This is a genomic window from Pseudomonas sp. OTU750018, assembly GCF_011636575.1.
Classification (GTDB): domain Bacteria; phylum Pseudomonadota; class Gammaproteobacteria; order Pseudomonadales; family Pseudomonadaceae; genus Aquipseudomonas; species Aquipseudomonas peli.
On sequence record NZ_JAAPAU010000001.1, the window covers coordinates 1,668,743 to 1,681,406 of the forward strand.

The following is a 12,664-nucleotide window of genomic DNA, read 5'->3' on the forward strand; positions in this document are numbered from 1 at the left end:
AATAAAAATCTGCTCGGCATTATAGGGCCGTAAGCCCGTAGCGGGTGTGCCGAATTGGGAGCGGCCGACGCACTGCGCTACAATCCTGCGCCTTTCGTTCCGACTTTTCGCGAGGTTCACCCATGATCCACAGCATGACTGCCTTCGCCCGCGCCGAACAGGCGAGCGCCAACGGCACCCTGAGCTGGGAGCTGCGCTCGGTCAACCATCGCTACCTGGAACCTCATCTGCGCCTGCCGGAAAGCTTCCGCGACCTCGAAGGTGCGGTGCGCGAAGCACTGCGCAACGGCCTGTCGCGCGGCAAAGTCGAATGCACCCTGCGCTTTAGCGACGACAATGTCGGCAAAGCCCTGCAAGTCGATCTGGAACGCGCCGCCCAACTGGTCGCCGCCGCCGAAAGCGTGGCCGGCTTGATCAAGCAACCTGCCGCACTCAACCCGCTGGAAGTGCTGGGCTGGCCAGGCGTACTGGTGGCCGATGCAGTTGACCCACAAGCATTGAATCAGAGCGCCCTGAGCCTGTTCACCGAGGCGTTGAACGAACTGAAAAACGGCCGCGAGCGCGAAGGCAGCGAGCTGGCCAAGCTGCTTAATGAACGCCTGGACAGCATCCTCGAACAGGTCGTCGCCCTGCGCGAACTGGTGCCGCAGATGCTCGCTGGGCAACGCCAGAAGATTCTCGACCGCTGCGCCGAGATGCAGGCCGAGCTGGACCCGCAGCGCCTGGAACAAGAGCTAGTGATCCTGGCGCAGAAAAGCGATGTGGCCGAAGAGCTGGATCGCCTCAGCACCCACGTCAGCGAAGTGCGCCGCGTACTGAAAACTGGGGGCCAGGCCGGTCGCCGCCTGGACTTTCTGATGCAGGAACTCAACCGCGAAGCCAATACCCTCGGCTCCAAGGCCTTTGACACCCGCAGCACCCAGGCGGCGGTAAACCTTAAAGTGCTGATCGAGCAGATGCGCGAACAAGTGCAGAACATCGAATAAGCCCGACCGCCACTGCTACTCTCTGAACAACGCGTTCCAGGATTGATCCATGAGCATAACCACCGGCACCCTCTACATCATTTCCGCCCCGTCCGGCGCGGGCAAGACCAGCCTGGTCAAGGCGCTGATCGACAGCGAGGCGCAGATTCGCGTGTCCGTGTCGCACACCACACGCGCCATGCGTCCGGGCGAAGTGGATGGGGTGAACTACCACTTCGTCAGCCGCGAGCAGTTTCACGCCATGCTCGACAAGACCGAATTCCTCGAACACGCGGAAGTCTTCGGCAACCTTTATGGCACCTCGCAGGAATGGGTTAAACAGACCCTGCGCGACGGCTTCGACCTGATTCTGGAGATCGACTGGCAAGGCGCGCAGCAGGTACGCCGGCTGATGCCGGAAGCCAAATCAATCTTTATTCTGCCGCCGACCCAGGAAGCGCTGCGCCACCGCCTGACCAACCGCGGCCAGGACAGCGGCGAGATCATCGAGCGACGTATGCGTGAAGCCGTCAGCGAGATGAGCCACTACGTTGAATACGACTACCTGCTGATCAACGATGACTTCGCCCACGCTTTGAGCGATCTGAAGGCGATTTTCCGCGCCAATCAGCTGCTGCAAGGCCCGCAACAGCAACGCCACAGCGGCTTACTCAGCGAGTTACTGGTCTGACTTATTACGCTGCGGCAAATCAAAGCTTCCCTTAATGCTGGTGATTTTTTAGACTATCTAGTCCGCTCGCCCATTTGGGCCCAGCTCTATTACGCATTTGCTACGAGGAACACCATGGCCCGCGTTACCGTCGAAGATTGCCTGGATCACGTTGATAACCGCTTCGAGCTGGTCATGCTCGCTACCAAGCGCTCGCGCCAACTGGCTACCGGTGGCAAAGAGCCGAAGCTGGCTTGGGAAAATGACAAGCCAACCGTAGTCGCGCTGCGCGAAATCGCTGCTGGCCTGATGAGCTACGACGTCATCGCGCAAGACGATATCGTTGAAGAAGAACCACTGTTTGCTGCATTCGAGGAAGAGGCTAACGAGCCTCTGTAAGCCTATGCCGGGTCGACGTCGTCAGGCGCAGGGTCATCTGAATCGGCAAGGGGAACGCCCATGCCGAGCATAGACGCCCTCGCCGACAGACTTTCGACCTACCTCGATGGCGACCAGGTCAATCTGGTTCGCCGCGCTTATTTCTACGCCGAACAAGCCCACGACGGCCAACGCCGCCGCAGCGGCGAAGCTTATGTCACCCATCCCCTGGCAGTGGCGAGCATCCTGGCTGACATGCACATGGACCATCAGAGCCTGATGGCTGCGATGCTGCATGACGTGATCGAAGACACCGGTATCGCCAAAGAAGCTCTGGACGCGCAGTTCGGCGAATCCGTAGCTGAACTGGTTGATGGGGTCAGCAAGCTGACCCAGATGAACTTCGAGACCAAAGCCGAGGCCCAGGCCGAGAATTTCCAGAAGATGGCCATGGCCATGGCCCGCGATATCCGGGTGATTCTGGTCAAGCTGGCCGACCGCCTGCACAACATGCGCACCCTGGAAGTGCTATCCGGCGAAAAACGCCGGCGCATCGCCAAGGAAACCCTGGAAATCTACGCACCGATTGCCAACCGACTGGGCATGCACAGCATGCGCATCGAGTTCGAAGACCTGGGCTTCAAGGCCATGCATCCGATGCGCTCCGAGCGCATCCGCACCGCGGTCAAGCGTGCTCGGGGCAACCGCAAGGAAATCGTCAACAAGATCGAAGAGTCGATCACCCACTGCCTGGCCCGCGAAGGCATGGAAGGCGAGGTGATGGGCCGCGAGAAGCACCTTTACGGCATCTACCAGAAGATGCGTGGCAAGCGCCGGGCGTTCAACGAAATCATGGATGTCTACGCCTTCCGCATCGTCGTCGACAAGGTCGACACTTGTTACCGCGTGCTCGGTGCCGTGCATAACCTGTACAAGCCCCTGCCCGGCCGCTTCAAGGATTACATCGCAATTCCCAAGGCCAACGGCTACCAGTCGCTGCACACCACGCTGTTTGGCATGCACGGCGTACCGATCGAGATTCAGATCCGCACCCGTGAGATGGAAGAGCTGGCCAACAACGGCATTGCCGCGCACTGGCTGTACAAATCCAACGAGGAAGACCAGCCCAAGGGCAGCCACGCCCGTGCGCGGCAGTGGGTCAAGGGCGTGCTGGAGATGCAGCAACGCGCCGGCAACTCGCTGGAATTTATCGAGAGCGTAAAGATCGACCTGTTCCCCGACGAGGTCTACGTGTTCACGCCCAAGGGCCGCATCATGGAGCTGCCAAAAGGCTCCACGGCGGTCGACTTCGCCTACGCGGTACACACCGATGTCGGCAACACCTGCATCGCCTGCCGCATCAACCGCCGCCTGGCGCCGCTGTCGCAAGCCCTCGAAAGTGGCTCTACGGTGGAAATCGTCACCGCGCCTGGTGCACGACCAAACCCGGCCTGGCTGAGCTTCGTGGTCACCGGCAAGGCCCGCACGCATATTCGTCACGCCCTGAAACTGCAGCGCCGCTCGGAATCCATCAGCCTTGGCGAACGCCTGCTGAACAAAGTTCTGGCCGGTTTCGACAGCCGCGTCGACAAGCTCTCGCCCGAGCGGGTGCAGGCGGTGCTCGCCGAATACCATCAGGACGTCATCGAAGACCTGCTGGAAGACATCGGCCTGGGCAACCGCATGGCCTATGTAGTGGCGCGCCGCCTGCTCAGTGACAGCAACGAAGCGCTGCCGAGCAGCGAAGGGCCGCTGGCGATCCGTGGCACTGAGGGCCTGGTGCTGAGCTACGCCAAATGCTGCACGCCGATTCCGGGCGACCCGATTGTCGGCCACCTGTCTGCCGGCAAAGGCATGGTGGTGCACCTGGACAGCTGCAAGAACATCGGCGAGATTCGTCACAACCCGGAAAAATGCATCCAGCTGTCCTGGGCCAAGGACGTTACCGGCGAGTTCAATGTCGAGCTGCGCGTCGAGCTTGAGCACCAGCGCGGTCTGATCGCCCTGCTGGCCGGCAGCGTGAATGCCGCCGACGGCAATATCGAGAAGATCAGCATGGACGAGCGCGATGGCCGCATCAGCGTCGTGCAGCTGGTGGTCAGCGTGCATGACCGCGTACATCTAGCCCGCGTGATCAAGAAGCTGCGCGCCCTGACCGGGGTGATCCGCATCACCCGCGCGCGCGCCTGATCGGCGAATACCCGAATTGAACAGCGCAATCAGCCGCCAGCTGTACTTTGACAGCCGCTGTGGCTTTCACCCAACCTAGGCAATCTAACTGGCAGCGTGCCGATGGCGCTGCAGTGTTCCCCCACATCAGCTTTACAGGAGTTCCCATGAGCAAGAGCGTTATCACCAGCGACAAGGCCCCAGCCGCAATCGGCACCTACTCCCAGGCGATCAAAGCGGGCAACACCGTGTACATGTCCGGACAGATCCCGCTGGACCCGAAAACAATGGAGCTGGTGGAAGGCTTCGAAGCCCAGACCGTGCAGGTATTTGAGAACCTCAAGGCCGTAGCCGAAGCCGCTGGCGGTTCGTTTAAGGACATCGTCAAGCTGAACATCTTCCTCACCGACCTGTCGCACTTCGCCAAGGTCAATGAAGTCATGGGCCGTTACTTCGAGCAGCCCTACCCGGCCCGCGCCGCCATCGGCGTAGCCGCCCTGCCACGTGGCTCGCAGGTAGAAATGGACGCTATTCTGGTTCTCGAATAAGCCCCTCGGCGGGGCCGCTGTCCCGCCCTTCTCTCTTGAGGACGCCGCATGCGTTGCCTGTTTGTTGCCCTGCTCACCGGTGTCCTGCTCAGTGGTTGCGCCAGCACACCGCAAGACCCAAGCGGCACCTGGATCAACCAGGCCGCCATTGATGCTGCCGTCGAAAGCGGCAACCTGCGCGAAGCCTTGCTGGCTTATGGGCCTAACCTGGAGTGGCAGCTCGACAGCCCACGCCAGCTGGCCAGCTTCAGCAATGGTTTTGAACGTGGTGAAGGGCGTTTTACACGCCAGGCAGATGGCGAACTGCGTGTGCACTTCTACGGCGACTTTGAAGAAAGCCTAAGCCTCAACAATGACGAGCTGATTCAGGCGCAGAGCGATACCTGGCCGGAGCAGCGCTTTGTCCGCGCACCGACAGCCCCAGGTCCACTTGTACCGCCAGGGAGCAGCTTCGAGCAGGCGTTGTACAGCGCCTACCTGGGCGGCACCTGGTTGATTGAGGAAGGTCTGGGCCAAGGCGGTCTGGTACTGTTCCAGGCCGACGGCAGCTTGCAGGGCCTGCCAGGCGCTGAGCGTTATGCGTTGTGTCTCGCAGGTGATTGCGCGGCCATGAGCGGCGAGTTCGACAGCCTCTGGCTGCAGCTGGGCGACCAAGGGCAGAGCTGGCTGTTCGAGCGTGAAGGCGACCAGTTGCGCGTCTTTGAAGCGCTCAATCGCTCACAGATCGATGAAATGCCCAACTACTACAAAGGCCAGCAGCGCTGGCTGTTGGTCAAACGCTAAACCGCGCGAAATGCCAAGCTACAGCTGCTGCAAAATCGCCCGGTAACCCTCGCGGTAGCTCGGGTACTGCGGCGTCCAACCCAAGGCGCGAGCACGGGCGTTGCTGCAGCGTTTGCTGCCGGAACGGCGCACCGTTGAGTCGTCGGACCAATGACTGATTTCCAGCTGCTCACGCAACCACACCACCACGTCATGCAGCGGCGCAGGCTGATCGTCGACGCCGATATAGCAGTTATCCAGCGCCACACCACGGGCATCGGCCTGCAGCAGATAGGCCAGTAGCCCAGCCGCGTCATCGACATGGATGCGGTTGCCATACAACGGCGGCTCACTGACCACCCGATAACCCTGACGCACTTGCTTGAGCAACCACTCGCGGCCGGGACCATACAGGCCGGTAAGGCGAACTAGGCTGGCGGGCAGCCCGCTGTTCAACGCCAGCTGTTCAGCCTCGCGCATGATACGGCCGGAATAGCTGTCAGCCTCTGCAGGGGACTGCTCATCCACCCATTCACCGAGTTGTTGGCCATAGACGCCACTGCTGGAAACAAACAGCAGGCGCTTGGGCCGTTGGCTGTATTGTGCCAGCCAGGTGAGCACGCGGCGCAAGCCATCGACATAGGCGGCGCGGTAACCGGCCTCATCATGGTCGGTGGCGGCCGCGCAATACACCAGGTAATCCAGCGGTTCGCTCGGCCAGGCGGCCGGACAGGCATCGGCATGCAGATCGCCGGCTACCGGACGAATACCCTGTGGCAGCAGCGCCACACTGCGGCGCAGGCCATACACCGTCCAGCCTGCAGCGCTTAGCTGCTGACCCAGACGGCCGCCGACATCACCACAGCCGGCAATCATCAGTGTCTTACTCATCGTTGCGTATTCCTTAGGGCTGTTGCTTATTAGGGCAACAGTGCCACCAAGCTGGCCTGTTGCACCAGCTCCAGCAGCGGCTGCGGATACACACCGAGGAAGAACGCCAGCAACGCGACGAACAGCAACATCACACCACCCGCCTGCTGCCCCCAATGCAGAGGCGCGTCATGGCGGCGCAGGTTCGGCTCGACCATAAACAGGGTGACCATCACCCGCAGGTAATAGAACACACCGATAGCACTGCCGATCACGAGGGCGGCGAGCAGCCACCACTGCTGCGATTGCACACCAGCAGCGACTACGTAGAACTTGCCGATAAACCCGGCCGTCAGCGGAATGCCAGCCAGCGACAGCATCATCACGGTGAGCACCGCGGTCAGGTAAGGGCGGCGCCAGAACAGCCCACGGTATTCATACAGGGCATCGGCATCACGGCCGCTGTAGGGCGTCGACATCAGGGTAATTACGCCGAATGCACCCAGGCTGGTCAGCACATAGGTGGCCAGGTATACGCCAACCGCTTCCACGGCCAAGCCCTTGCTGGCGATCAACGCCACCAGCAGGTAGCCAAAGTGGGCAATGGAGGAATAACCGAGCAGACGCTTGAGGTTGTTCTGCAACAGCGCCAGCAGGTTGCCGAAGATGATCGAAGCGATGGCGATTAGCGTCAGCAGCTCATTCAACCAGCCGCCTGCGGTGGCCGGCGACATCTGATACAGACGCAACAGCACGGCAAACACGGCGACCTTACTGGCCGTGGCGAGGAAGGCCGCCACCGGCGCCGGCGCGCCCTCGTAAACGTCCGGTGTCCATAAATGGAACGGCACCAGCGACAGCTTGAAGGACAGGCCAATCAGCATCATGCCCACGCCCAACTGCGCCAGCATGCTCGGCAGGCCGTCGGCGGCCAATTTGGCGCCGATGCCAGCGAAGGTCAGGTTGCCCGACTCGGCATACAGCAGCGCCATGCCGAACAGCAAAAATGCCGAACCGGCGGCGGACAGCACCATGTACTTGATGCCGGCTTCCAGCGAACGCTTGTTGAAGAAGGCGTAAGCGATCATGCCGTAGGTCGGCACCGAGAGCAGCTCCAGGCCGATAAACAGGCCCGCCAGATGCTGCGCGCTGACCAGCACCAGACCGCCAGCAGCAGACAGCAGCATCAGCAGGTACAGCTCTTCGCGGTTGCCCGGGTAACCCTTGCCGGACTCGCCACCCAGGTAGGCGTGAGTCAAAGTCACACAGGCCAGGGTCGCGGCCAGCACCAGAGCCATGTAATAGCAGGCGAATTTATCCACCAGCAGCAGCGGCGTGACCTCGATGGGCGTTACGCCCAGGGCCGGCAGCAGTGACAGCAGGGCCAGGTTGAGGCCCAGCACCGAGAGGCCGAAGGTCAGCGTGTGGTTGCGCTTCCAGGCGATTGCCAGCATCACCAGCACCACCGTGGCACTGGTGATCAGCAGCGGCAGCAGCGCGATAAAGTGTTGAGTCGTGAATTCCATACGCTACTTACCGGGCCGGAACAGGTTGATTGAGGGCACTACCCAGCCACTGCTGCACGCCTTGCATGCTGGCGGCGGAGGTGTCGAGCACCGGCTGCGGGTAAACACCGAGCAGGATCAGCAGCACAGCGAGGCCGAGCACCATGCTCAGCTCGCGCAGCTGCAGGCCAGGCAAGGCAGTGTCCGCCTTGGCCGGGCCGAAGTAGGCGCGGTGAATCATGATCAGCGAGTAAACCGAGCCGAACACCAGACCAGTGGCAGCCAATACGGTGACCCATGGCGCGCTCTGGAAGCTGCCGATCAAAATCAGGAACTCACCGACGAAGTTACCGGTACCCGGCAGGCCCAGCGCCGCAGCGGCAAAGAACAGGCTCAGCGCCGGCAGCCAGGGCATACGCGCCCAAATGCCGCCCATCTCACGCATATCGCGAGTATGCAGGCGCTCGTACAGCTGACCGCAGAGGATAAACAGCGCCGCGGCAGACAGGCCGTGGGCGAGCATCTGCACCACAGCGCCCTGCAGGGCGATCTCGCTGGCCGAGTAGATGGCGATCAGCACGAAGCCCATGTGCGACACGCTGGAATAGGCCACCAGGCGCTTGATGTCGGTCTGCGCAAACGACAGCAGCGCGCCGTAGATGATGGCGAACACGCCAAGCCACTGGGCGATCGGCGCAAACTCGGCCGAGGCATTGGGGAACAGCGGCAGAGCAAAGCGCATCAGGCCATAGGCGGCAGTTTTCAGCAGGATACCGGCCAGATCTACGGAGCCTGCGGTCGGCGCCTGGGCGTGGGCGTCCGGCAGCCAGGAGTGGAATGGCACCACCGGGAACTTCACCGCGAAGGCGATAAAGAAGCCGAGCATCAGGATGTACTCGGTACCGGCCGCCATCTTGGTGTTGAGCAGATCGGCGTAGTTGAAGGTCAGCACGCCCGTCTGGTCGAAGTGCACAAACACCAGGCCGAGAATCGCCAGCAACATGATCAGGCCGCTGGCCTGGGTGAAGATAAAGAACTTGGTGGCGGCGGTGATGCGGGTCTTGCCGTCACTGCCACTATGACCCCAGAGCGCGATGAGGAAATACATCGGCACCAGCATCATTTCCCAGAAGAAGAAGAACAGGAACAGGTCAACGGCAAGGAACACGCCGACCACGCCGCCAAGAATCCACATCAGGTTGAGGTGGAAGAAGCCGACGCGGTTCTGGATCTCGTTCCACGAACAGAGCACCGAGAGCACACCGAGCAGGCCGGTGAGGCTGATCATCAGCACCGACAGGCCGTCCAGTGCCAGGTGCACACTGATGCCGAAACGCTCGATCCATGGCACCTGGAACTCGGCCGCCCACTGCGGCGCAGCACCCGGCGCAGGCGCCAAGCTGAAGTCGCCAGTGGCCCACAGCCACAGACTCAGACCGAACAGCAAGGCCATGGTCAGCAGGGCGATCCAGCGCGGCAGGATGTTGCCGAAGCGCTCGCACTGCCAGCACAGCAGGCCACCGATAAAAGGGATCAGGATTAGCCAGGGCAGAATCATGACGGGCTATTTTCCTTAATTCAGAAACAGGAGAACGGCGAGCACCAGCACGGCGCCCCCGGCTATCGAAGTGGCGTACCAGCGCACCTGGCCGGTCTCGCTGCTGGCCAGCAAGGCGTTGCCGCCTCGCGCCAAGCGCGGAATCAGGCCAATGCTGCGGTCAATCGGGTCGCGCCCGAGCAACCGGCACAGCAACAGGTACGGCTGCACAAACAGCTTGTCGTAGAGCCAATCAAAGCCCCAGGCCGCGAACCACCAGGTCGAGAGGAAGCGCCCTGGCGCACTCTGCGCCACCGCCGTGGCAAACCGCCGCTTACCGAGAAACAGCAGCGCGGCCAGGACGATGCCAATGATCGCGATAGCCCCAGAAGCAATTTCCAGGCTGTGCTTAGCCTCGCCGCCGGCATGCCCGACGCTTTGCGGCAGCACACCGGCCAGCGGTGGGCTGATCAGCGCGCCGATAAAGGTCGACAGCACAATCAGCGTCACCAGCGGCAGCCAATGAGCGACGCCATGGCCGGCATGGGCTTCGGTCTTTTGCTCGCCATGGAAGGCGATAAAGATCAGGCGGAAGGTGTAGAGCGAGGTCAGGAAGGCCCCGGTTAGACCTGCGTAGAGCAACCAAGAGTGGCCACTGGCAAAGGCTTCCCAGAGGATTTCGTCTTTGGAGTAGAAACCGGCGGTGATCAGCGGCAACGCCGCCAGGGCCGCGCCGCCGACGATAAAGCTGGCGTAGGCCAGTGGCAGCTTCTTCCACAGGCCACCCATCTTGAAGATGTTCTGCTCGTGGTGGCAGGCGTTGATCACCGCACCGGACGCGAGGAACAGCAGGGCTTTAAAAAACGCGTGAGTCATCAGGTGGAAGATCGCTGCGTCCCAGGCGCCAACGCCCAGAGCGAGGAACATGTAGCCGATCTGGCTCATGGTCGAGTAGGCGAGGATGCGCTTGATGTCGGTCTGCACCAGCGCGGCGAAGCCGGCCAGCACTAGGGTGACGCCGCCGACGATACCGACCAGCTCGAGAATCTCCGGGGTCAGCAGGAACAGGCCGTGAGTCCGCGCGATCAGATAAACGCCAGCGGTGACCATGGTCGCGGCGTGGATCAACGCAGAAACCGGGGTCGGGCCGGCCATGGCGTCGGCAAGCCAGGTTTGCAGCGGCAGCTGCGCAGATTTACCCACCGCGCCGCCGAGCAGCATCAGCGTGGCGATCCACAGCCAGCTATCGCCTTCCACGTACTTCTGCGGCGCCAGCACCATCAGCTCCTGAATATTCAGGGTGCCCAGGTGGAGGAACAGGATAAACAGGCCGATGGCCATAAACACGTCGCCGATACGGGTGACGATAAAGGCCTTGAGCGCCGCGTTACCGTTGGCGGTGTGCTTGAAGTAGAAGCCGATCAGCAGGTAGGAGCACAGCCCCACGCCTTCCCAGCCGAAGTACAGCACCAGCAGGTTATCGCCCAGCACCAGCAGCAGCATGCTGAAGATAAACAGGTTGGTGTAGGCGAAGAAGCGCGAGTAGCCCTCTTCACCACGCATGTACCAGCTGGCAAACAGGTGGATCAAAAAGCCTACGCCGGTAACCACGCCAAGCATGGTCAGCGACAGGCCATCGAGATACAGGGTGAAGCTCGGCGCAAAACCGGCCACGCTCATCCACTGCCACAGCACCTGGGTAAACACGCCGTTTTCCGGCGGATTAAGGTTGAACTGCACGATAACCCAGGCCGCCGTCAGCGCGGACAGGCCCACCGAACCGACGCCGATCAGCGCGGAGAGGTTCTCGGAGAAACGCCCGCGCGAGAAGGCTAGAAGAAACCAGCCCAGCAGCGGAAATACACAGGTCAGGAATAGAAGGTTCATCCGCGCATCTCGCTGGCAGCGTCGACATCGAGGGTGTTGAAGCGGCGATACAGCTGCAACAGGATCGCCAGGCCAATACTGGCTTCGGCGGCGGCCAGGGTGATCACCAGGATAAACATCACCTGGCCGTCAGGCTGGGCCCAACGGCTGCCGGCCACCACAAAAGCCAGGGCGGTGGCATTCATCATCACTTCCAGGCTCATCAGCACAAACAGGATATTGCGCCGTACCATCAGGCCTATTAGGCCGAGGCTGAACAGCACGCAGGCCAACGCCAGGCCGTGCTCCAGGGGAATCGCATTCATGCCGTGGGCTCCTTGGCATCGTGACGGCCGAGGTGATAGGCCGCGACCAGCGCAGCGAGCAGCAGCATCGAAGCCAACTCCACCGCCAGCAGGTAAGGCCCGTACAGGGCGATACCGACGGCCTTGGCATCAATGGTCTGCAAACCGAGGGCCGCGCCACTGGGCGACTGGAACAGCACATAGAGCAATTGCCCCAGCAACAACGCTGAGAGAATCGCCGGGCCGGTCCAGATACCCGGCGTCAGCCATTGGCGCTCCTGCTCGACCGCCGCCGGGCCAAGGTTGAGCATCATCACCACGAAGACGAACAGCACCATGATCGCGCCGGCGTAGACGATGATCTCCAGCGCGCCGGCAAACGGGGCGCCGAGGGCGAAGAAGGTCATCGCCACGGCCAGCAGCGAGAGAATCAGGTACAGCAGGGCATGCACCGGATTGCTCGCGGTGATCACCCTGAATGTGGCCGCCACGGCAACGCCGGCGGCAAGGTAGAAAGCGAATTCCATGTCCCCTCCTTAGGGCAGTAGGCCTTTGACGTTGATCGGTTCGGCTTCATTTTGCGCGGCGCCTTTCGGCTTGCCGGCAATGGCCATACCGGCGACGCGGTAGAAGTTGTAGTCCGGATTCTTGCCCGGGCCGCTGATCAGCAGGTCTTCCTTCTCGTACACCAGGTCCTGACGTTTGAACTCGCCCATCTCGAAATCAGGAGTGAGCTGAATCGCCGTGGTCGGGCAGGCTTCTTCGCACAGGCCGCAGAAGATGCAGCGCGAGAAGTTGATGCGGAAAAAATCCGGGTACCAGCGGCCATCTGGGGTTTCCGCCTTCTGCAGCGAGATACAGCCCACCGGGCAGGCCACCGCACACAGGTTGCAGGCCACACAGCGCTCTTCGCCGTCGGGGTCGCGGGTCAGGACGATGCGCCCGCGATAACGCGGCGGCAGGTACACCGCCTCTTCCGGGTATTGCAGGGTGTCGCGCTTGCGAAAGCCATGGCTGAAGACCATGACCATGCTGCGCAGTTGGGTGTAGGTGCCGTGCACCACATCCCGTATGTATTTGAACATTCTG

Annotated in this window: 13 protein-coding genes; 6 read left to right on the forward strand and 7 right to left on the reverse strand. The window is 61.6% G+C overall.

All coding sequences use genetic code 11. The features are described from left to right. Window positions 1-122 precede the first annotated feature (122 nt). The 6 genes from HCI85_RS07820 (at window position 123) to HCI85_RS07845 (ending at window position 5,513) form a co-directional block, all read left to right on the forward strand. Window positions 123-986: a YicC/YloC family endoribonuclease gene (locus HCI85_RS07820; RefSeq protein ID WP_167143796.1), complete on the forward strand. Its 864-nt coding sequence runs from the start codon at window positions 123-125 to the stop codon at window positions 984-986. 49 nt (window positions 987-1,035) lie between these two features. Next, on the forward strand, window positions 1,036-1,656 hold the full coding sequence (gene gmk, locus HCI85_RS07825) for a guanylate kinase (RefSeq protein WP_090250563.1): 621 nt from the start codon (window positions 1,036-1,038) through the stop codon (window positions 1,654-1,656). A gap of 114 nt (window positions 1,657-1,770) precedes the next feature. Continuing rightward, the gene (gene rpoZ, locus HCI85_RS07830; protein ID WP_090250565.1) at window positions 1,771-2,034 is read left to right on the forward strand and encodes a DNA-directed RNA polymerase subunit omega; all 264 of its coding nucleotides are present in this window, start codon (window positions 1,771-1,773) and stop codon (window positions 2,032-2,034) included. A 60-nt stretch (window positions 2,035-2,094) separates the two neighbouring features. Then, the gene (gene spoT / locus HCI85_RS07835) at window positions 2,095-4,203 is read left to right on the forward strand and encodes a bifunctional GTP diphosphokinase/guanosine-3',5'-bis pyrophosphate 3'-pyrophosphohydrolase (protein ID WP_090250567.1); all 2,109 of its coding nucleotides are present in this window, start codon (window positions 2,095-2,097) and stop codon (window positions 4,201-4,203) included. A gap of 146 nt (window positions 4,204-4,349) precedes the next feature. Then, window positions 4,350-4,730, forward strand: coding sequence for a RidA family protein (locus tag HCI85_RS07840; RefSeq protein WP_090250570.1), 381 nt, complete (start codon window positions 4,350-4,352; stop codon window positions 4,728-4,730). Window positions 4,731-4,778: 48 nt separating this feature from the next. Further along, the gene (locus HCI85_RS07845; protein WP_167143799.1) at window positions 4,779-5,513 is read left to right on the forward strand and encodes a hypothetical protein; all 735 of its coding nucleotides are present in this window, start codon (window positions 4,779-4,781) and stop codon (window positions 5,511-5,513) included. Between the two features lie 18 nt (window positions 5,514-5,531). Here HCI85_RS07845 and HCI85_RS07850 read toward each other — a convergent pair whose 3' ends face one another. The 7 genes from HCI85_RS07850 to nuoI are packed head-to-tail and all read right to left on the reverse strand — an operon-like array spanning window position 5,532 to window position 12,660. Then, complete coding sequence (locus tag HCI85_RS07850) at window positions 5,532-6,383, reverse strand: SDR family oxidoreductase (RefSeq protein WP_167143801.1); 852 nt, start codon at window positions 6,381-6,383, stop codon at window positions 5,532-5,534. Window positions 6,384-6,412: 29 nt separating this feature from the next. Next, on the reverse strand, window positions 6,413-7,888 hold the full coding sequence (gene nuoN, locus HCI85_RS07855; RefSeq protein WP_090250578.1) for an NADH-quinone oxidoreductase subunit NuoN: 1,476 nt from the start codon (window positions 7,886-7,888) through the stop codon (window positions 6,413-6,415). Between the two features lie 7 nt (window positions 7,889-7,895). Then, window positions 7,896-9,425, reverse strand: coding sequence for an NADH-quinone oxidoreductase subunit M (gene nuoM / locus HCI85_RS07860; protein ID WP_167143805.1), 1,530 nt, complete (start codon window positions 9,423-9,425; stop codon window positions 7,896-7,898). 15 nt (window positions 9,426-9,440) lie between these two features. Continuing rightward, window positions 9,441-11,291 carry an NADH-quinone oxidoreductase subunit L gene (nuoL, locus tag HCI85_RS07865; protein WP_167143808.1) on the reverse strand — a complete coding sequence of 617 codons (1,851 nt, stop codon included), beginning with the start codon at window positions 11,289-11,291 and terminating at the stop codon, window positions 9,441-9,443. After that, window positions 11,288-11,596 (reverse strand): NADH-quinone oxidoreductase subunit NuoK, encoded by a 309-nt coding sequence (gene nuoK, locus HCI85_RS07870; protein WP_167143810.1) that lies wholly within the window; start codon window positions 11,594-11,596, stop codon window positions 11,288-11,290. The genes nuoL and nuoK overlap by 4 nt, the downstream gene beginning before the upstream one ends. After that, a complete protein-coding gene (gene nuoJ, locus HCI85_RS07875; protein ID WP_090250589.1) occupies window positions 11,593-12,102 on the reverse strand; it encodes an NADH-quinone oxidoreductase subunit J in 510 nt (169 codons plus the stop codon). The genes nuoK and nuoJ overlap by 4 nt, the downstream gene beginning before the upstream one ends. A 9-nt stretch (window positions 12,103-12,111) precedes the next feature. Continuing rightward, window positions 12,112-12,660 carry an NADH-quinone oxidoreductase subunit NuoI gene (nuoI, locus tag HCI85_RS07880; protein ID WP_160086025.1) on the reverse strand — a complete coding sequence of 183 codons (549 nt, stop codon included), beginning with the start codon at window positions 12,658-12,660 and terminating at the stop codon, window positions 12,112-12,114. Window positions 12,661-12,664 lie beyond the last annotated feature (4 nt).